Genomic DNA, 19,560 nt, shown 5'->3' with positions numbered 1-19,560 from the left:
CCCCCCCCCCCCCCCCCCCCCCCCCCGGCTGCAGTACGACACCTACCGCCGAGGACTGTCAGATGCGCCTGGCACGATGCCTAGTATGAGCCCGACACCAGAGCTGACACAGAGGACCCTGACCGCACGCGGCTTCCGCGGCTTCGTGCCGTTCCGTGAACTGCCCGGCAGCAACGTCCCCACCGGGCACGGAATCTACGTGGTGATCCGCACAGACACCTCGCCCCCGTCGTTCCTCCCCACCAGCCCTGCCGGACACCTCAAAGGCCGCGACCCGTCCGTGACGGCCGACAAGCTCGGCGATGCCTGGGTGGACGGGGCAACGGTCGTGTACATCGGCAAGGCCGCGGGCCAGGACGGACTGAATCAGCGGCTTGCCGACTACCGCCGCCACGGCACCGGCCTGCTGGCCGGCCACTGGGGCGGACGCTACATCTGGCAGCTGGCCGACTCGGACGCACTGCTCGTCGCCTGGCGGCCGACGACCGAGGACGATGCGGGTGAGGCTGAGCAGGACCTGATCGACGAGTTCAAAGAACTCCACGGAGGAGCCCTGCCCTTCGCCAACCTCAGGAACAACGCCCGAAAGGCTCCTGCGACAGACACCAGCATCGGCTAAGAACCTGATGTGGAAGCCCTCTACATGTATAAGTGCGCTTGGGTGACCGGAACCTGTGCTCGCAGAGGGCCGGGGGTTCCCTACCGTCGGGGCATGAGCACCGGAAGGTAAGGAGCAGGCTGCGGCCGGTCTTCATGGCCTGGAGGGGCCGTGCCGCCTGTCTCCATGCCGTTCGGTTGCCGCAGGGACAATCACAGTCCCCGCCATTGGCGCGTGAAGCGGCCAATGTAGGGGCGGTGCCGGTAGGGATCATAGTCAGGGGTGGCGTCCAATTCGCGCAGTAGCATGAACTGGTGGGGTGCGCGATGGCAGTCGCGTATGAGGGCCCATTCGGCGGCGACGAGCCACTGGTTGAGCTGGGCTCGGATACCGGGGCGCCATTGCTCCCAGGTCTCGCCTCCGACCCAGCCCAACTCACGCAGTTCCAGCTCGTCTTCACAAAGCCGCAAGTACAGGCGCACGGCTTTGAGTTCCTCGCTGCTGCATGCTGTGCCGTCCTCGGCGACGAGGGCCAGGGAGGGGAAGCCGTCGAGGATTTGCCAGTAGCGTGCGATATATGCGTCTTCGATGGTTTTGACGCGGGCTCTGGCGGCGCTGACCGCGCTGCTGATCAGCGCGATGAGGGCGACGCCTGCAGCGAAGACGGCGACCCAGAATTCTGCGTTCACTTCGTGGAGTCCTCACCCGGGTTCGACGTAATTCGGAGCCTCTGGAGCAACGACATGCCCGCTGGCCTGCGGCTTCACCTTCTCGGCTGCCGCAGGTCGTTTCTCTAGGCGCTCACGTTTCCGCAGGTGGCGAGGCTCTCCGGTGCGGTCTCCGAGGACCTGACCGAAGGCCGTCTCGAAGCTGCTGCTGATTGACGATAGAGCGTCGATCACGGACCTCGCCCTGAGGTCGCCAACTTGCCCCGTTTCAGGGGGCCTTGTCGCCACCCTACTTCGGCCCATTGTTGGCCCAGCGGCCTGATCGGCCAGGCCGCTGACCTGCCCGTTTCTCTATGCCTAGAGAAACGGGCGATTCGGGGCGCAGGCGGAGAACCTGCAGGTCAGCAGGCACTTCGCGCCTCCAGGCCAGACGAATTATGTCGAACGCGGGCCTCAGGGCAGTAGGAGAGAGGGTCTCTAATCTCGCCAACGGTGACCAAGACGCGGGTCGACAGGGCAAGGCTGTCCCAGCGCTGCCGCCACCTGCGGGGCTCGCGGGTGTACACAACCCACCCGGAGCCAGACGTGTCGTACGCGTTGGCGCGTCCCTTCGGCCACGGGTCCAGGGCCACACGATGACCAGAGTGGCGCGTGGGGTTGATCTGGTTCGTTGACCTCTCGGGACTGAGCGCTGCCCCTCGGATCTCCGCGTCGCACTCGCGGAACCTCCAGCGCGTCGCCTGTGCCATTTCGCCCCCTCACCCCGGCGCTACCCCTCGCCCATCGCCAAGCTGCTCCACGGCCTGATCCGTGCGCGGACCCTACCTCTGCCCGCCCTCGCCACGGAGCACGTCACCGACGGTCTGGCAGGAGTCGACTCTGTGCTGTGCGCGGCGGGCGCGTTCATCCGGGTCTCGCACGAAGAGAGCCTGCCGTCCCGGGTGGTAGGTGCTGACCACCTTCAGACTCCGTTCACGGACGACTCCGGGGTGCGTCTTGAGCAGGCGGCGCCACACGTCCTGGGCTTCGTTGCCCTGGAGGAGCACGACCTCTGCCTTTGGCATCAGCCCCAGCAGCTGCTTCAGGACCTCGGCACCGGCCTGGAGCTCAGCAGCGTTCGGCGAGCGGTTGATGTACCAGGGATAGGCGTTCCAGGGAGTGACGTCGCGCGGCGCTATCCCGGCCTCCTCGAAGATCTGGGCCTGAAGCTCCGCCGTCGGGTCATCGTTTTCCACACACAGGAATCCCGAGCCGGCGCCTTCCTGCGTCTTGGGGCCCGGGTCCCGCAGAATGGACAAGACGCGAGCCTCCGCTCCCCCGTGCCAGGGTGCGACATGCGGCATCCAGCCACGCTCGTCCTGATCGCGCAAGATGTCGACCATCTCGTTGATCGGACGGACATGCGGAGCGTAACGCCCCTGCTCCTGCTCTACTCGGAACGCCTCTTCACGCATCTGTCTTGCCATGCTTCCTCCAACACCGACCGGCGCCATCGCCTAGGACCCTAACGGGCACGTCTGACACTGCTCGATCGGAACGGCCCCACACATACAGACGACGAGTGGCGAAGGACGCAATGGCGGTTGCGGGCAGCCTTGCTGATGACGCTTTGGTCGTCACAGAGAGCTACACACCACCAGAGGGCGGGCGGCGGCCATGTGTGGTGGTACGGGTGCGGGGGACGGGTCTCCTGGCGGTGACGTCGGTCAAACCCCGTAGTCGAGGTACTGGTCGTGTGAGGTGCAGTAGTCCACGGCTTGCTGGTATTGCGTGTCCGTTCCGAATGGGATCCCGCTGTCTCCGGAGATCAGCCCAGTGGTGACTTCGCCGAGCTCGTTCCACTTCGGGTCCCGCGCGGCTATGTGGTTCGCAGCGTCCTGCAACTCGTCTTGCGCTTTGGCGATCTGGTCGTCATCGGGGCCGCCGAAGTCGCCGCTGTCGCGGGCCTCACCGATCTGGTTGAGGGCGGCGAGGTCGGCGCAGAAGACTTGCGTTGCGGTGTAGCCGTCGTGGGTGGCCGCAAAGTCTTCGCCGCTGGAGCAGGCGGTAAGGGCGATGCTCGCGAGGGCGGTGGCGAGCAGGGCCGCCGCCGTGGTTGTGGTGCGCATGGTCCCCCCAGGGATGAATGAGGCAGCAAGGGCATCATGCGCTACGTGAAGGCTGTGTACTGAGTGCGTAGCCGGTCTGTGATCACCAAGCCTGAGCCCCGGAGAGGGTACGCAGCGCTGAGCGTGACCCAGCGCTACATGTCCGTTGGCCGTAGCTATACGAGAACAGGGCACATCGACGTGGACTGCGGCCAGCTGACCTTCATCGACTGCACCGGTCTGTCCGCGCTGCTGGCCGCCGCCCACGCGGCCAAGGCCGGCGGGAGCGAGCTGCGGCTGCGCGCGGTCCCGCACTCCCTGGCTCGGCTACTGCGGCTCACCTGTACCGGCGGCGCCTTCACGATCGAGCAGCCATAGCTGAGTGAGGACGTGAGCCCCACGGCCTCGAGCTCGGCAACCGGTCCGTCGACATCCTCGCCCGCGTCCAGTCGAGCCAGGCCAAGGACTATGTCCGCGAGTTCAACACCGCCCTCGCCCCTGGCGGCGCGAGCCGGCCGTGCGGGAGTTCATCCACCGGACCCGCAAGGAACTCGGCGTGGCCGCGTGACGGCCTGCTCTCCTTAATCGCCGGACGGGCGGAGCGGGATGACGTTGTCGGGAACAGGCTGGTCGTGGTTGTCGGGTTGCCGGAGGATGAGGACGGCTGCCGCGAGGGCCAGTTGCTCCGCTCGATGCCGGGACTTGGCCTCGGCAGCCCGGGAGTCCTTGAGAGCTTCCTTCAGGCGGACCACCTCTTTGCGAAGCCGCTTTTCGACCTCCGGTGTCTGGTGCGTTTCTGTACGCACCCGCGCGTAGAACTCCTCCTTGAGGTCGGCGTGGCGCTTTTGCAGCGCCATGCGGTGGACACCGGCCTCTGCGGCGAGTGCGACCACCGTGAGGCTGCCGTTGGAGCTGGTGGGCTGGCCGGCCAGGAGGCGGTCCATGGCCGTGCGGATGCGGGAGCGTTCGTCGTCGTGCTGCTGGTTCATGCGATGGCCTCCTCGGCGGTCTGGGCGGCGGCGTCGTGGGCGTCGGCGAGAGCGCGGAAGCGGTCGGCGGTCAGGCGAAGCCGGTCGCCCAGGGGCTGGGGCACAAGGGCTGCCCTCGCATCGAGCCGATCAGCGTGCTCCCGCGCGGCCTGCGCGTGGCTGTCGGTGCGGATCGCGTTGCCGCAGCCGAGCTGGCAGGCGAACTGGTTGGGTGCCGTCGCCCCGGGATCCGGGTCGCACAGGGCGGTGTCGCGCTTGAAGGCGCAGAGGAGGAACGCGTCGGGGTTGTCGAAGAGCACGAGGCCGTCGCGCGCGAGGAACTTGGCGGCGGCCTTCGGGGTGGTCAGGGCGCCTTCGAAGCTGGGGATCGAGGTTGCCCCGATGAGAGCCCGTCGAGCGGCGGGACCGGAGATCTTCTCGCCGGCCGCTGCGGCGTCGCGCAGCCGTGCTGCGGTCTGTGCGGCGGCGAGAGCGGTCTCGACGTCGAGCTCCCCGTGGAACCCCCGACGCTCGCGGTTGCCATAGCCGGTGGAGGTGCGGGCGTCCAGGGCGGTGCGCATGTGTCCGTACTGGATGGCGAGGGCGACCAGACCGCCGGGGCGGCGGGCGATGTGCCAAGCGAGGGTTCTGCGCAGACGGCTCAGTCCCAGGTTGCCGTGCGGGTCCTCGGGCACCATCTGGGCGGGCAGGCCCTGGGCGGTGGCCTCCTGGTTGATCCATGACACGAGATTCTCGACCCGGCGGCCCAGGCTGGCGCGCTTCAGCGCACCGTGGTGCTTGCGCTGGCCGATGACATCGTGGTGGGTGGAGCTGAACAACAGCTCGCCCTTGGGGACGATGCGTTCCAGGACACGGATGGCGTTCACGACGGGGGTGATCGCGACCCAGGGGACGACGCGCTCCTCACCAGCGGAGATGTGGTGGCCGTCGGAGTCGCGGACGTTCTTGTAGTGGTGAGATCGGATCAGATGCCGCGGCATGGAGCCGTCCTCGTTGGCTTCCGGATCGGGGCAGCAGCCGGACCGCAGCGATTGGGCCTCCTGGGGGCGCATCCCGGTCAAGTACAGGATGACGATGGCGGCGGCCGTGGCCAGGTGCCGTACCAGGATCGGCGTCTCCTCATAGTCCATGAACTCGCGCCAGGGACGCCCCTCGATCCGGCCCGTCACCGGCACCTGCATCGGGCTGGGGCCGGGCCGCCGGGCGACGAGAGCACGGAGCCCGCGCCGAGTAGAGAAGTCGTGGACCTGGTTCCAGCTGGCTCCCGTGACCGCGGCGACGTAGTGGTGGGCCAGGGTGATGCCGTGCTTTCGGCTCACGGTGGCGGGCAGGAGGGCCCCGGAATCGAGCAGCGGCTGCAGATAGTTCTTGACGGCCGCCAGGCCCCCTCGGGTGCTGGGGGTGGCCTTCACGCGGGCGTGCATGCGGCGGCGCTCGGCCCAGGCGGCCAGGATGTCGTCGGAGAAGTCCTCGACCAGGCGGATCGACCAGGTCAGCAAGGGGCCGATCACGGTCGGGTCCAGTGGCTCGGTTTTGTTCTCCCCGCCCGCTTCCCCCGTCGCGGCCGGCAGGTAGTCGTCGATGCCCTCGCTCTCCCAGGGCGGCTGCGTAATGCCGCAGGGGCTAACGGACAGCTGGTCGAAGGCCCACAGGTCCGAGAGCCAGCGCAGAACCGTCAGGGCATGATCGCGAGTGCAGCCGCTGGTGCACTTGGCGGCGTACGCCTTCCAGTGCTCCACGGTGCAGTCACTGGCCTGGGACACGCCTTGCCGGTCGAGCCAGCGCGCGAACTTCATCCACTGCAGGATGTTGTCGCGCATGCTGATCACGCCGTCGCGTGACCGGTTCTGAAAGCCCCGTTCCTGTACGTAGGTGGGGCGCAGCTCGCCGTTGACCAGGACCCAGATGAGGTGCCTGAACTCGCTCCGCAGGGAGGCGGGGCACCTCCTCAAATTGATCTTGTGGATGCTCTCCCCGGGGTTGTCGGTCAGCGGTCCCATCGACCAGACGTCGTCGCTGTACCGGGAGTTGGGGTGCGTGTTGCCGGCCCTGATCCACCGGTCCAGGACCACCGGGCTCTCCGGCTCCGGCAGGGGGAGGATGTAGGGATCGGCCTCGAGGGTCAGAGCTGTCGTCACGGGGCGAGGTCTCCCTTGAGCAGATGGTCGACGATCATTTGGTCGCGGTCGGTGATCCGGGCCAGAGCGGCGTCCCAGGTGCTCTCGTTGACCTTTGCCCGCAGGTCATCGAGTCGCTGGAGGTGTTCGTCCCATCGCTTGCGCCAGAGTTTCTCCGGCCAACCGGAGCGGAGCGATATCAACTGGCGGCGCAGGAGCGCGAGACGCGGGTAGTGGCCGGTGTGGACCCGGGAGTTCTCGCAGGACAGGCAGAGCAGGAAGTCGGCGCCGCAGCCCCCGCTCGGGTCCGGCCAGGGGCTGGTCTCCTCGTCCGCACAGTCCGCGGTCGCAGTCTCCTGGTGGGCCGCTTCGGCCGCGTCCGAGAGCCGCCCCTTGAAGGTGTAGTCGCGGGCCTGTTCGAGGGCCTCCTCGGCGCCGGCCGCGATCACGCCCACGGCGGCCTCCTGGACGTTCTCGTCGGGCAGGACGTAGACGCTCTCGTGGGTGCCGCGTTTGTGCTGCAGCGGCTTGCCCGTGGTGGTGACGGTGGTCCTGCGGGCGCGCTGGAAGGGCGAGCCGATCTTGTGAGTGCTCGCCCATACTCGTGCATCGGCCTTGGACACCCCGAAGCACAGCGGGCCGACGTTCCGGGGCCGGTCCAGATTGGAGTCCACGTCAGTACGGCGCCGGTTGCGGGCGACCATCAGCAGGTCGTGGCCGGGTGACAGGGCAGCGGCCAAGGCTCGCCCGTGCTGCGTGGCTTCCAGGGCCTGGGTGATGAGCCGGCCCGGCGAGTCCGCGCCGGAGTCCGTGTAGTTCTCCGTGTCGAACCAGCGCCCCTCGCCCGAGCGGCGCTTCTCCACCAGGACCTCGTAGGTAACCGTGGCCGTCTCTCCCGCGGACGGGGTGATAACGGGCACGTGCAGACGGTCGTAGACCGACAGATTCCAGCCGTAGCGGTCCGTCATCATCACGGCCAGGGCCGTCAGTTCCGGCCGGGCCAAGAACAGCCGGCCCGTCGTCTTCCCGCGGTTCTTTCCGCGCAGCAGCCCTTCGGCCCGGGTGTAGACCTTCCCGTCTTTATCCGGGTATCCGGGCAGTTCGCCTGTGGCAGCCAGGTGATCGAGGACCGCCCCGATCCTCCAGTCACGGCTGTCCGGATCCAGCGCGCCTGCCCGGTAGCGGGTCAGCAACGTGGTGTTCTCCCGTATCCGCAACAGCGCGGCACGGAACTGCCGTTCGGCGGCCAGCAGCACCTGGTCGCGCTCCGACGGCCGGTAGGACTGCTTGGACGGCTTGCCCTTCTTCGGGACGGGGCGGGCCAGTTCCTCGGCGGCCAGGCCCTGCGCCAGCCGCGGCTCGCGTTTCAGCAGCGTACGCATCTTGCCCAGGGCCTCGCGCCCGCCGGGGGTGTCCTTGTGGTTGTTGCGCCAGAGCCGGAGCATGGCCGAGGTGAGGTCGCCGAGGTCTTCGGCTGGGTGCCCCTGGTCCTTGAGGAACCTGGCGAAGACCTCCAGGGACCGCCAATACGACTCACCGCTCGAGTGGCTGTTCCACCCCATGGACTGCTCGGCGAACGCCCGCGCAAGAGAGCAGCGCATCGGCTGGGGAACGGCAATCGCGGCGAAGTCGAAGACGCGCTCGAAGCCTTCCTCGTTCACCACGGTGACCTGCAGTCCGTCGGCGGCGATGCGCTGGGTCGCCTGGAAGTCCGCCGGCGGCAGCACGGCCTTGCGGCCCCGCCCGCTCACGATGCCGCCGCGACGGGGAGAGCGTCGAACAGCACCTCGATGTCCTGGATCCCGGAAGTTTCCCGGGCCAGCCGGGTGAACAGGCCGTTCAGATCCTTCGTCTGGTCCGTCTCGCCGTGCTCGTCCTCGGTGTCGAAGGCGAGGATCGACTCCAGCTGCAGGTGCATGACCGGGTTGAGGTAGTGCTCCTTCGTCGTCTCCACGTCCCGGTGTCCCAACAGGGTCTTCACCAGCCACCACGGGTCGCCGTAGAGCTGGGCGAAGTCGCGCCGGTCCGCGGCGGTCAGCCCGTACTTCTTGTCCATCAGCTCGTTCAGCACGACCAGCATGTAGAGCGCCATGGAGTGACGCGCGGAATGCGGCGTCGCATACGGGACCCTCCCCCGTACCGCAGCAGACCTCATCGGGCGCGGGACCTCTCGCTCGTCCGGCGTCAACAGAGCTTCCTCGCACCGCTGGTTGGCCTGCCAGAACACCGTATTCCACCGGTCCGGCAGCATCGGCATGCCCTGCTCGGACAACCACAACCACGCCGGTTCCGGGCCCTGTGGTCCCTCGACGAACAACCACTGCCTCTCGCGCCAGTCCAGCAGGCTCAATTCCCGCCTGCCTGCCGCCCCATCCCGCTCCACCCAGTGCACGACCGGAACCGGGCCAGGCGACACGTCCGTGACCAGCCGCATCAGCGGCAGCTTCTCGTAGCGGCCCTCCACCTGGGCGCGCTGAATAGCCCACGCCCGCTCGGACTCGCTGTAGGCACCGAGCTGGCGTACAGACTCGATCGACGCGTAGTAGGTCCGGTCACGCTTCGACCGCGAAAGGGCGCTGGCCACCAGGCCATGGCAGTAGCGTCCAGATCGAAGACGCCGGGTCGGCACTTCGAACGTCAGCATCGCGCCGGCCTCCTGCCGTCGCAGGCCCGAGCTCAGCGTCAGCCCCACGAACGCGGTGTTCCGCAGTTCGGTTCGCCCGTCCCAGCCGGGCAACGGCGCCCCATCTCGGCCAACTCCTCGCAGGCCCAGGTCTTGCCACAGACCCCAAGTACGCGGAGTCAGCCACGACACCCGAGAGCTTCGCGCACTTGCCGATCGGTCCGCGCGACGACCCACATCTACCGGGAGAGGGCTGACCTTCGCCCATTTGTAGAGCTGGGTCAGCGCAGATGCCTCCCGGTTCCACTTCGTTCCGCCGATCCGCTGCGGATTCAACGGAGAGTCGACGCGGAATTGCTTGTACGCCCGCAAGTCCGCAATTGTCGCAGCCCGCCAGGGAACACCCCGCCGCCAAAGCCACGACAGCAGCAAACGGATGTCTGTCGCGTAATTCCGACGCGACTCCCGTTCCAGGTCGCGGAAATCCGACGAGAGGGCGAACTGCAACAACTCCGCGTCCACGACGAAATCAGGTCGAACGAATACCGGATCGCCTGGGCGAAGCCCCACCGCGTCCAAGGCCGCCGGCAGGTCGCGGACCCCCAGCACCCCCTCCTCCGGCAGCGGCCCCCACCGCTCCGGATCCGGCACAAACACCAGCCACCACTCGTCCATCTGCCACCCCTGTGAGCCCCTTGAACTCACTCAATCATCAGGGAAGCAGGTGTGGGGGTCGTCCGGAATACCGGACGCCTCGTACGCGTGGTCGCCACACTGGCAACGCCCAGTCCACAGGTCTGGGACGACGATTCGTTCGGCCACAGGGACGGCTCCTTTGGTCCGGGAAAGCTGATACCGGCGGCAGTGTGCCGCACCCAGGCGACATCGCGCTGGCGTTCGACACCGGCCGACCCCCACGGGGTGGCGAGTCCACTCTTGAAGGCGAATATCCGTACGGGCCTTCACGGTTCGGCGTCCCTCCATGCAAGGGTCACGCGTGTGCGGCGGGTGGCGCCCCGCCTCCGTTCGCATCGGACACGCGCCCATGACAAAGCCCCCGGAATCAGTGGGTGAATTCCAGGGGCTTTGCGGAGGGCCGTGGGTGGGTCAGCTCGCGGAGGAGCCGTCGTCGGTGGAGTCGTCCGTGCGTCGGCGACGGGCCGCGAAGAGAGCGCCTCCGCCGGCGACGATCAGGACTCCGGCGCCGCCGATCAGCCACGGGGTGGCGTCGGCGCCGGTGTGCGCGAGCGAGCCGGAAGGAGCTGGCGACGCGGACTCGTTGGAGGTCGGAGTACCCGAGGCAGACGGCGCCGGGGTGTCCTCATCCCTGCCGGGCTTGTCCGGGGAGGGCTTGTCGCTTGGCTTCTCGGTGGGCTTGTCTGTCGGCTTCTCCGAGGGCGGCGGGGTGGTGGCGGTCTTGGCGTTGGTGACGGTCACGGTCACGGGATCGCCCGGCTTGGCCTTGAACGCCTTCGAGGGCTTGTAGATGTTGTAGCCCGCAGGTGCCTTGACCTGCTTGACCCAGAAGTCCGTGCCGGTACGGGAGTTGATGGGCAGCTTGCCGCTGGCCGTTCCGTCGGCGCCGGTGGTCAGCGTCAGTATGGTTTTGTCGCCGCTGCCGATGTTGACCGTGGATCCTGGCAGCAGCTTGCCGGTCTTGTCGTCCTTGCCCTTCACCAGGACCGAGGCGGCCGTGAACGGGTCGACGACCGTGAGCCGGGTGGCGTTGCCCGGGGTGACGATGACGTCCTGGTCATCGGCGGTGTCGTGAAGGCTGCTGCCGCTGGAGATTTCTTTGAGGCGGTAGACGCCCGGCGCGAGGTCGGAGAAGGTCAGTTTCCCCTGTGCGTCGGTCTTGCCCCGTCCAGCTTCTTGGCCGGCGGAGTCGAGCAGGAGGAATGCGGCGCCGGGGAGCGCGTCCCCGGCCGGGTCCTTGGTGATGATCTCGACGCTGCCCGCGTCCGGGGCCGGTGTCTCGGCGGAGGCCGAGGGGGTCGGTTCGGAGGGCTGGGCGCTCGCGGCCGGCGCCCAGGTGAGGGTGCCGGTCACCGCGACGGCGACGGCGGCGGATCGAACGAAGCGTGCGTGCACTAGGAGGAGGACTCCTTGGATCAGAGGGTGGGGAAGGTCATCGGGTTCGGCTGGCAACCGGGGCGGGAGGTGGCGGGGCGACAGGTGTGCTGCCGTGAGGCTGCTTGGGTGTCGTGGTGGCGATGTAGAGGGCGCGGCGGGTGTGGACGGGGACGTCCTGGACGGTGCGGTGCAGTGGCTCGGTGGAGATCAGCGAGGCGGTGAAGGCTGCGACGAGCGTGGTGGGCGTGCCGAACGAGAAGCGTGCCGTCCAGTGCGGCTCGCTGGGGTGCCCGCCCCAGGCCCGCCAGGCCGGCCCGCTGGAGCCGCTGATGGCGTAGCGGTGGCGTAGGCCGCCGAGTCCTTCCGGGGTGAGGAACGTTTGTGTGCCGTCGGTCTTGACGTCGTGGCTCCACCCGCGGGTGAGCAGCGGCACGTACGCCTCGTGCGGTGCCGTCTCGTCCCGGAACAGCCGGTCGTGGTCGCTGTGCCGGTCTTCGAGGTAGAGGCCGAGCAGTTCGGTGTGGACGTCGTGCAGCAGCTCGACGGGGGTGGCGGCGTCGAAGGTGATCCGCCAGGCCGGTGGGGTGAACGGGGCCCGGTGCGCGCTGACGGTCCACGTGCCCCGGCCGCGCTGGTCGGGCTGGGGGTCGTAGGTGGTCTGCAGTCGCAGGCACGGGCTGAACGCCGCGGCCGTGCCATCGTCGGTTTGGGCGAACGGCCAGCCCTCGTCGTAGGGGAAGGCCCATGCGGTACGCGGGTCGACGGCGCCGGGCCCGGCGAGGTGGCGGGGAAGGACCTGCACGGTTTGGGCGGGGTCGAGGTTTTCAAAGGGGTGGCTCATCACGGGCAGGGCTCCTGCTGGAAGGGTGCGGAACGCGGGGCCTGGCCGTGGGGCGCGGCTCAGCGGGCGCGGGTGCCGCTGCGGGTGACCGGCGCGACGGGCGCGGTCTGCGCGGTCCGGCCTGCGGCGCGGCTCGGCGCGGACGCGGTCCAGGCGCCCGGGAACCAGACGGCGGTGTACTGCTCGATGGCGTCGCGCAGCCCGGTGGTGACGGCTCCCTCCCACGGGGGCCGGCCGGGGCGGTGGTACTTGTCGAAGGTGCCGTGCTGCTTGGTGTTCGGCCGGGTGTTGGTCGCTTCGTCGCGGCGGTGGAAGGTGCCGTGGTCGAGGAAGCTGAGGGCGACGGCGTCGATCTCGCCGCGGGCCGGGTGGACGACCGCCAGGCGTAGGCCGCCGTAGGTATCCGCGTGGATGGTGCCGGTGAAGTCGATCCGCAGCCGCAGCGGTGTGCCGGGGACGGGGGCGGCGAAGTACGTGTTGCCCACGACCGTGCTGTCGAAGGGGAGGCACAGCTCGGCGAAGAACTCGGGGGCCTGCAGGGACAAGAGGGGTCTCCGATGGGGGTCGGGCTGGTCCTATCGGCGTGGACGGGGCAGGGCCGGTCGGCTGGTGGTGCTCCAGCGCGGGACGCTGGCCGCGGGGAGCGCGGCCGGGCGGCGGGATGCGGCGGCCCTCCGCACGTCGAGCGGGGTCGGGGCCGGCGGTCCGGGCGGAAGGATCGGCGTGAGCTGGGCCATGCCCTTGATGTAGCTGAAGGTCTCCTCGCGCCACCGGGGCAGGGGAGCCGGATCGGCGACGCACGCGGTGACGGCGGTGAGCAGGGCGACGGGAGTGTCGGTGCTGGCCGTGGCGTACCAGACGGGCCGGTCGATGGACTTGCCCGCCCACATCTGCCACCGGGCGTCGCGTGTGGTCAGCTCGGTTTCCGGATCGAGGTCGCCGGTGGTGAACTCCAGGCCGGCGAACCCGTCGGGGGACTGGACCGCGAAGACGCCCCAGCGCGGGCGGTCGATCTCCCAGCCCTGTCTCAGCACGGGCACGACAGCAAGAAAGGGATCGTGCTCGTCGACCCCGGCGGCCGGCCTGGCGAGGTAGGCGTCCGGGCCACGCTCGTACGCCTCGGCGAGTGCGGTGGTGAAGGCTCGGACGAACTCGGTGGGGACGCGGTCGTTGAAGCAGACGCCCCACTCCGGCGGGCCGAACGAGTCCTTGTAGGCGTTGATGCGCCACAGCCCGTCGTCGTCTCCCTCGGGCAGATAGCCGAGTCGGACGCGGTGATCGGGCGCGGTGACATACACGTTGCCGAGGTCGTCGTGACACAGGTCGAAGCCGAGGCCGAGCAGCGGTTCCAGAGCCGGGTCTCCGGTGTAAGTGCTGGCGGCGAGGTAGCGGGGGGAGACGTAGACGTCGCCGTCGATCTCTTCGGTGTCGGGCACGAAAGTCCTGAGGGTTGGGGCCGAGGGGTGAGCGGCGCGGTGCGCAGTCAGGAACCGGTGCTGGCCGCGAGGGCAGGCAGCAACTGCCGTTCCGGGTAGGCGGATTGGCCGGTGTAGTGGAGGGTGCGCAGGCCCAGCTGGGCGGCGGCCCGGCAGTTGTCCTCGCGGTCGTCGACAAACAGCACCCGTGCTGGCTCGGCGACGCCGGTGGCGGCCAGGGCGCGTTCGTACACGGCCGGGTCGGGCTTGCACAGGCCCAGGCGGGCGGAGTACAAGGCGTCGTCCATCAGCTCGCGCCGCCAGACGGTGGCGTCCAGGACGTCGCTGAGGTGGGCTGGGGCGTTGGAGAGCAGCACCATCGGCAGCTCCGCGGCCCGGGCGCGGTACAGGACATCGAGGACGCGCGGGTCAGTGCGGGTCCACATGGCGGTGTCGGCTGCCCGCAGGGTGCGCAGCCACCGCGGGCCGGGGTGGTGTCCGAGGACCTTGGCCCAGTAGGCCAGATCGCTCAGTTCCCCTGCGTCGTATGCGTTGCGGGGAGCCCAGAAGGCGTCCTGGAACGAGGGAAGATGCCGGTCGGGCCACTCGGCGAGGTCGGCGAGACGGGTCCACATGGCGGTGCTGGGCTGGAGACCGAGGACCCCGTTGTAGTCGAGGATCAGGGCGTCCACGCCGATCGGGGAGGCGGAGGTGCGGGTCAAGGGGTCGTTTTCTCCAGGGCTTTGGGTGCGAGCACGGCGACGCTTGCGGCGAGGAGGGCGGGCAGCAGCAGCGCGTGCGGCAGTGCGGTGACGGTGGTGAGAGCGCCGATGAGGGCGGGGCCGGCGAGCAGGCCGACGTAGCCGGTGACCGCGACGGTGGCGACCGCGCGGGGTCCGCCAGTGCCGGCGGCGGTGATCAGGCTGGGGATCGTGACGGACAGGCCCAGGCCGAAGGCCGTCCAGCCGAGGAGGGCAGAGGTGGTGGTGGAGCCGGCCAGTCCGGTGGCGAGGCCGAGCGCGGCCAAAGCGGCGCCGGTGCGCACGACGGTGTCCGCGCCGAAGCGGGCGGTGAGCCGGTCTCCGGCGAGACGGCCTGCGGCCATGGCGGCGCTGTAGCAGCCGTACGCCGCGGCGCTGGTCGCGGCTGTCGCGCCGAGGTCGTGCAGGTGGACGGAGGCCCAGTCGGCAGCGGCTCCTTCGCCCAGCAGCGTGGCGGCGGCAAGCGCGCCGAGCAGCCACAATCGGTGCCGGGACAACCTCCTCGGCTCGGGTGAGCCCGGTGCAGCACCGTGGTGGACGGGCTCGAGTGCGGGGCTGGCGACGGTGCGGGTGAGTCGCGTGGTCGCGCTTGCCGCAGCAGCGGCGCAAGCTGCCACTGCGGCGAACAGAACGGTGTGTGAGGTGTGGGCGGTGGTGGCGGCGAGTGCGGCGCCGAGGAGGGCGCCGAGGCTGTAACTCGCGTGCAGCCGGCCCATGATGGGGCGGCCATGGGCGTCCTGGCACCGGACCGCGGCGGCATTGGCTGCGACGTCAAGGACGCCGTGCCCGATGCCGAAGGCGAACGCCGCTGCCAGGAGGCTGTCCAGACTGGAGCAGAGCCCGAGGACGGCAAGACCGGCGGCGAGGGCTATAGCACCGCCGGTCAGCAGCGCGGGCAGACGGGCCGGGCGGGCGAGACGTCCGCCTGCCTGGAGTCCGGTGACCATGCCGAGGGCGGCGGCCAGCAGGACCAGGGCAAGCCCGGCGGTACTCGCCTTGGCGGCGTTCTGAACGGCCGGCATACGCGCGCCGAAGACGGCCATCACCACACCCAGTCCGGCGAAGTACCCAGTCAGCAGGCGGCGGCTGCGCACCAGCTCGGGTACTGCGGTCTGTCTCACGCGGCGCCCTGGCCGGTAGTAAGGGCCGTCGGCGGGACCGGGGCGACCTGGACGTCGAGGTTGCGGTACGCCTCCTGGGCGCGGGCTTCGGCGATAGTGGCGGTCGGCCCGGTGGTGATCAGGAAGCCGATGCGGGCGGTGTACAGGTCGCCGCCGTCCTGTGGCAGTACGAGCGGGTCGCCGGCCTGTCGCTGAAAGCGCACGCGCTCCACTCCCCCGACGTGTGCCGTCAGGCGGCGGGCGGTGAGGGTGCCGGAGTAGGCGGGGTAGATGAAGCGGATCGCCGCCCCCTGGTGGCGGTTGGGCGTCAGGTCGGGGGTATGGCCGCAGGCGATGTCGGCGGCGGCACGGGCGAGGTCGACGCCGGTGGCCAGGTGGACGAGGTGTCCGATCATGTCGCCGCCCAGGCGTGCGTTGACCTCGATCAGGCGGGGCCGGTCGCCGATCAGGCGCATCTCGACGTGCTGCACGCCGTCGGTGATTCCCAGGGCCTTGATGGCAGCAGCGGCGGTCGGCGCCACCGTTGAAAGGAGCGGATCGGCGGCGTCGACGGTGTGACCTGTCTCGTCGAAGTAGGGGGCGGGGCCCAGGCGCTTGCGGGTCACGGCGACGGCGGTGGTGGTGCCGCGGTGGGTGACGCATTCGACGGAGACCTCCGGTCCGTCGAGGTACTCCTCGACCAGGACGCCACTGTCCTCGCGGCTGCGGCGTGCGCCGGCCGAGGCGAACTCGAAGGCTGCGGGCAGCTCTTCGGGCCGGTCGATGCGGATCACGCCGATGCTGCCGGCCGCTGCGGCGGGCTTGATGACGGCGGGGAAGCCGAGGGTCCTCGTCGCCAGTTCAGCCTCCTGCAGGGCCCGGGCGGTCATCGAGGCTGCCGACGGCACTCCGTGGCGGGCGAACAACGTGCGGGCGGTGGCCTTGTTGCGGCAGGCCCTCATCACCTCGACGGAGTTCGCGGCCAGACCGAGCGCGCGGGCGAGGCGGGCGGTGGGGACGAGGTTCCATTCGTCCCAGGTGACGACGCCGGCAAGGTCGTGTCGTTCCGCCAGAGCCCGGCCGGCGGAGAGGAGCGCGGTGGTGTCGTTCAGATCAGCGACGGCGTGGTCGACGATGTGCGGCTTCTCCCACGAGGGCTCGGTGCCGGTCAGCAGGACGATGTCGTACGCGGCGGCGACCCGCTCAAGGCAGTAGCCGCGATCCGCCTCATCGCCCGGGGAGACGACGAGTACGAGGGGGCGAGCGGACAAGAAGGGGTTCTCCGAGTCGGTAGGCGGCAGGACGAGGAAAGAAGGGGTGTTTCAGGCGGCGCGGCGTCGGCGCAGCTCGAACACGCCGGCCCAGTGGGGGTGGTCGTCGATCAGGCGGCGGGCGTAGAGGGCGGTGTAGTTGTTGTTCAGCCCGGCGACCCCGTACGGGAGTTGGCGACGCAGGTCTTCGAAGAGGTCCTTGAGGCTGACCCGTGTGGCACCGGCGGCAAGGCGGCGGGCGGCCATGCGTTCCAGAGCGCGGTAGACGTGGGGATTGTGCGCGTCGAAGGCGTGGAACTGTTCGGTGATGGTGCGACCGCTCGCGCGGTTCGTCCCGAGGATCGTGGTGGGCATGAGGTTCTCCACAGGCTGGGGAAAAGCGCGACAGGGTCAGGTGCACATGGCGGGATCGGCGCGCAGGCGGACGAACGCGTACAACAGGCCGAGGGCCTGCAGACCGGCGCAGACGGTGATGACGTGGCCCAGCGCGTCGGGCGGGGTGAGCGCGGTGAGTACGCCGGCGACGGGGAAGGGCAGCAGGAGGACGAGGATGGTCGCCGACAGGGTGCTGCCGAACTTCTCCGCGGGGATCAGGCGGGAGCGCAGAGTGCGCAGGACCACCGTCATGCCGCCGTCGGCCGCCATGAGGACCGCGACCAGGACCAGGTAGGACCAGTAGTCGGGGGCCTGGGCGGCGGCGAGGCAGGCGAGCGAGGCGAGGGCGGCGCAGACAGCGCCGACCGGCCACAGGCCCAGGCGGTCGAGCGCGAACCGGCAGAGCGTGACGCTGAGGAGCGTCGCTGCGGCGGCTGCGGACCAGACCAGGCCGACGGCCGTGGTGGACTGCCCGAAGTGCTTGACAACGATTACTGGACCGGCCGCTTGGAGAAGTCCGGTGGCCAGGTTGGACAGGGTCAGCCCGGTCACCAGCCAGCCAAGCGCCGGAAGAGAGCGGATGGTGCGCCACCCGTTGAGTAGTCCGGCGCCGGGTTGTCCCTTCGGCGCGCGGGCCGGGGTAATGGTTGAGGGGGGTGTGCGCAGGGCGAGCAGCGCGGCGAGAAGCGAGAGCACTGTGATCACCGCGAGCATCGTCGGCGGACCGGCGAGCAGGAGCACTCCGGCGAGGGCGGGGCCGGCCAGGGTCGCGGTCTGGTCGATGCCGAGCAGGGCCGCCTGGACGCGGTGGGCCCGCTTTCCTGCCCGTCGGCCGGCGGCGGCGCCCGCGGTCTCGGCCGCGATGTAACTGAACTCGGTGAGCACGCCGGTCGTAGCCGCGAGCACCATCACGGTGGCGGTCGCCACGGTGCCGGACGGGTGGCAGTGGAGCAGGACCGCGCCGGCGGCGAGGGCCAGCGCGCGTCCCAGGGAGGCGAGGTGGAAGACGACTGCCGCCCCGCGCCGGTCGACGATGGATCCGGCCCACCCGAACGCCGCCAGCCGCGGGATCCACTCCAGGGCGAACGCGGCGCCCGTCAACGCGGCGGAGCGCGTGGTGGCCAGGACCAGCAGCGGGATGCCGTAGGTGGACATCGCGAACGCGAGAGCGTCCGCCGTGCGCGGCAGGTAGATGCTGCGCATCAGCCCGGCGGTGTGGCGTGCATGCCGGGGTGCAGCCGCTGTGCTCACGCGGCCGGCTCGGGCTCGGACACCTGGGTGATCTGGGGGTTGCCGGCCAGCCACTGGATCAGGAGGGTGCGGGGACGGCCAAGGTCCGCTTCGGCCTCGTCGCTGGGCAGCCGCGCGGCGGACGGTCGCGGGAGGCTGTCGGCGCGCTCGGTCGCGAGCGAGGGCGCCAGGAGGTCGAGGACGTGGCGGACACGACTGCTGAACTCGCAAACCGGTGCCGGGTAGGCATGGCGTCGAGCCCAGCGCGCAGCCGCGTCGTACAGGTCAGCCAACTCCGAACCCTGCTCCGTGAGTTCCAGGCCGGCGCCGGGCGCGGTCCGGACGAGACCGTGGGCGCGGGCCGCTTCGGCAGCGCGGCGCAGTTGGTGCGAGGAGAGGTCGGGGAGGGTACCGGCCAGCCGTCGCGGCGGTATCGCCCCGTTGTCGTCGATCTCGGTGACCAGGCGGATCAAGGAACGTGAAGCCAGCAGCTCGACCGCGTTGCGTACTTCGGCAGAGGTGAAAAGGGTGGTCATCGGCGCGGGCCTCCCGCCGGGATGGCTGCCTTCGGCCGGGCGGGCGTGGCGTGGGAGAAGAGGTCGCGGTTGTGCCACGCCGGAGAGGACTCACCCGTCCGGGCCTGCGGGAGGGTTACGGGGGCCGGCCGGGACTGGCTGCTGACCCACGGCCTCGGCGCGAGCTTCGCCTGCGGATGCCCCCAGACCGGGTGCTGGGCCGCCTGGTTGAGGGGCTGTCCGGCACACCATGCGGACAGGGCGCCGAGAACGGGGCTCAGACCGTCGCCCGCCGCGGACAGCCGGTAGGGCAGGCCGAGGCCCTCGGTGTCGACCAGGCCGTCGGCGACGAGCTGTCGCAGCGGCGGGTACACGTTGGTCCAGTCGCTGCTGGGCATCACGATCCGGGCCAGGGCCCGCCCGCTGACCTCCTGGCGGGACTTCAGCACCCACAGGATGGCGGCGGCGTGCCGCCGGGTGAGCAGGGTGAGGCTGTCCTCGATCTGCTCGATCGCGGGCAGCGGGCGGTCCGCCTTCTCCAGATGCTCCTCGGCCCAGATAACGATCATCGGCAGGACCGGCAGCAGGGCGACCCCACGCTCGGTGTGGCCGTAGGTCACATGCCGTGCGGTGTGTTCGGTGCGCTCGACGAGCCCGGCGTCGCACAGCGCCTTGAGCTTGGGGTGGAGCTGGCCGTTCTGCAGCCAGGACACCTTGGCCGCCAGCTCGCTATAACGCTGTGGCGGGCCGGAGAGTGCCAGCAGGATCCTCACGTTCCAGCGCGGGGTGATCATGGCGAGGGCCTCGGTGACCCGGGCGATGTCGGCATCGGTGTCGGGAGGCAGAGCGGTGATGGCCAAGGGGAGGTACTCCTGGGTGAGTAAAGGGAAATCGCCA

The 19,560-nt window shown here is 69.8% G+C and carries 20 protein-coding genes; 2 read left to right on the top strand and 18 right to left on the bottom strand.

All coding sequences use genetic code 11. The annotated features are described in order from the left end of the window. The first annotated feature begins 85 nt into the window (after positions 1–85). The gene (locus ACN6LD_RS06345; RefSeq protein WP_445035477.1) at positions 86–619 is read left to right on the top strand and encodes a hypothetical protein; all 534 of its coding nucleotides are present in this window, start codon (positions 86–88) and stop codon (positions 617–619) included. Positions 620–810: 191 nt separating this feature from the next. Here ACN6LD_RS06345 and ACN6LD_RS06340 read toward each other — a convergent pair whose 3' ends face one another. The 3 genes from ACN6LD_RS06340 to ACN6LD_RS06330 all read right to left on the bottom strand — a co-directional run bounded on the left by ACN6LD_RS06340 (position 811) and on the right by ACN6LD_RS06330 (position 3,374). Next, positions 811–1,287, bottom strand: coding sequence for a hypothetical protein (locus ACN6LD_RS06340; protein ID WP_445042651.1), 477 nt, complete (start codon positions 1,285–1,287; stop codon positions 811–813). Positions 1,288–2,087: 800 nt separating this feature from the next. After that, positions 2,088–2,732 carry a uracil-DNA glycosylase gene (locus ACN6LD_RS06335; protein WP_445035478.1) on the bottom strand — a complete coding sequence of 215 codons (645 nt, stop codon included), beginning with the start codon at positions 2,730–2,732 and terminating at the stop codon, positions 2,088–2,090. 240 nt (positions 2,733–2,972) lie between these two features. Then, the gene (locus ACN6LD_RS06330; protein WP_445035479.1) at positions 2,973–3,374 is read right to left on the bottom strand and encodes a hypothetical protein; all 402 of its coding nucleotides are present in this window, start codon (positions 3,372–3,374) and stop codon (positions 2,973–2,975) included. A 138-nt stretch (positions 3,375–3,512) separates the two neighbouring features. Here ACN6LD_RS06330 and ACN6LD_RS06325 point away from each other — a divergent pair, with 138 nt between their 5' ends. Continuing rightward, complete coding sequence (locus ACN6LD_RS06325; RefSeq protein WP_445035480.1) at positions 3,513–3,731, top strand: STAS domain-containing protein; 219 nt, start codon at positions 3,513–3,515, stop codon at positions 3,729–3,731. Positions 3,732–3,934: 203 nt separating this feature from the next. On the opposite strand, the gene ACN6LD_RS06320 is transcribed toward ACN6LD_RS06325, so the two are convergent. The 15 genes from ACN6LD_RS06320 to ACN6LD_RS06250 form a co-directional block, all read right to left on the bottom strand. Then, positions 3,935–4,342, bottom strand: a complete 408-nt coding sequence (locus tag ACN6LD_RS06320; protein WP_445035481.1) for a hypothetical protein — start codon at positions 4,340–4,342, stop codon at positions 3,935–3,937. Next, positions 4,339–6,480: an integrase gene (locus ACN6LD_RS06315; protein WP_445035482.1), complete on the bottom strand. Its 2,142-nt coding sequence runs from the start codon at positions 6,478–6,480 to the stop codon at positions 4,339–4,341. The genes ACN6LD_RS06320 and ACN6LD_RS06315 overlap by 4 nt, the downstream gene beginning before the upstream one ends. Continuing rightward, a complete protein-coding gene (locus ACN6LD_RS06310; RefSeq protein ID WP_445035483.1) occupies positions 6,477–8,210 on the bottom strand; it encodes a hypothetical protein in 1,734 nt (577 codons plus the stop codon). Before ACN6LD_RS06310 ends, ACN6LD_RS06315 begins: the two co-directional genes overlap by 4 nt. After that, on the bottom strand, positions 8,207–9,757 hold the full coding sequence (locus tag ACN6LD_RS06305) for an integrase (RefSeq protein WP_445035484.1): 1,551 nt from the start codon (positions 9,755–9,757) through the stop codon (positions 8,207–8,209). Before ACN6LD_RS06305 ends, ACN6LD_RS06310 begins: the two co-directional genes overlap by 4 nt. A gap of 432 nt (positions 9,758–10,189) precedes the next feature. Next, complete coding sequence (locus ACN6LD_RS06300; protein ID WP_445035485.1) at positions 10,190–11,173, bottom strand: SpaA isopeptide-forming pilin-related protein; 984 nt, start codon at positions 11,171–11,173, stop codon at positions 10,190–10,192. 37 nt (positions 11,174–11,210) lie between these two features. Then, positions 11,211–11,996 carry a DUF317 domain-containing protein gene (locus ACN6LD_RS06295; RefSeq protein ID WP_445042650.1) on the bottom strand — a complete coding sequence of 262 codons (786 nt, stop codon included), beginning with the start codon at positions 11,994–11,996 and terminating at the stop codon, positions 11,211–11,213. A 59-nt stretch (positions 11,997–12,055) separates the two neighbouring features. Beyond that, complete coding sequence (locus ACN6LD_RS06290) at positions 12,056–12,541, bottom strand: hypothetical protein (RefSeq protein ID WP_445035487.1); 486 nt, start codon at positions 12,539–12,541, stop codon at positions 12,056–12,058. 30 nt (positions 12,542–12,571) lie between these two features. Beyond that, positions 12,572–13,432 (bottom strand): DUF317 domain-containing protein, encoded by an 861-nt coding sequence (locus ACN6LD_RS06285; protein WP_445035488.1) that lies wholly within the window; start codon positions 13,430–13,432, stop codon positions 12,572–12,574. A 47-nt stretch (positions 13,433–13,479) separates the two neighbouring features. After that, positions 13,480–14,133 (bottom strand): HAD family hydrolase, encoded by a 654-nt coding sequence (locus ACN6LD_RS06280; protein ID WP_445035489.1) that lies wholly within the window; start codon positions 14,131–14,133, stop codon positions 13,480–13,482. Beyond that, positions 14,130–15,293: an MFS transporter gene (locus tag ACN6LD_RS06275; protein WP_445035490.1), complete on the bottom strand. Its 1,164-nt coding sequence runs from the start codon at positions 15,291–15,293 to the stop codon at positions 14,130–14,132. The genes ACN6LD_RS06280 and ACN6LD_RS06275 overlap by 4 nt, the downstream gene beginning before the upstream one ends. Beyond that, positions 15,290–16,543 carry an ATP-grasp domain-containing protein gene (locus ACN6LD_RS06270; protein ID WP_445035491.1) on the bottom strand — a complete coding sequence of 418 codons (1,254 nt, stop codon included), beginning with the start codon at positions 16,541–16,543 and terminating at the stop codon, positions 15,290–15,292. Before ACN6LD_RS06270 ends, ACN6LD_RS06275 begins: the two co-directional genes overlap by 4 nt. Positions 16,544–16,594: 51 nt before the next feature. Beyond that, entirely contained in the window at positions 16,595–16,897 is a 303-nt protein-coding gene (locus tag ACN6LD_RS06265) for a hypothetical protein (RefSeq protein WP_269648179.1), read from the bottom strand. A gap of 36 nt (positions 16,898–16,933) precedes the next feature. Beyond that, a complete protein-coding gene (locus ACN6LD_RS06260) occupies positions 16,934–18,169 on the bottom strand; it encodes an MFS transporter (protein WP_445035492.1) in 1,236 nt (411 codons plus the stop codon). Next, positions 18,166–18,684 (bottom strand): regulator, encoded by a 519-nt coding sequence (locus ACN6LD_RS06255; RefSeq protein ID WP_445035493.1) that lies wholly within the window; start codon positions 18,682–18,684, stop codon positions 18,166–18,168. Before ACN6LD_RS06255 ends, ACN6LD_RS06260 begins: the two co-directional genes overlap by 4 nt. Next, positions 18,681–19,523 carry a winged helix-turn-helix transcriptional regulator gene (locus tag ACN6LD_RS06250; protein WP_445035494.1) on the bottom strand — a complete coding sequence of 281 codons (843 nt, stop codon included), beginning with the start codon at positions 19,521–19,523 and terminating at the stop codon, positions 18,681–18,683. The genes ACN6LD_RS06255 and ACN6LD_RS06250 overlap by 4 nt, the downstream gene beginning before the upstream one ends. Positions 19,524–19,560: the final 37 nt, after the last annotated feature.

The organism is Streptomyces sp. SAS_272, from assembly GCF_052543235.1.
The sequence above is the reverse complement of the archived record's forward strand: the minus strand, read 5'-3'. Positions and strand labels throughout refer to the sequence as shown.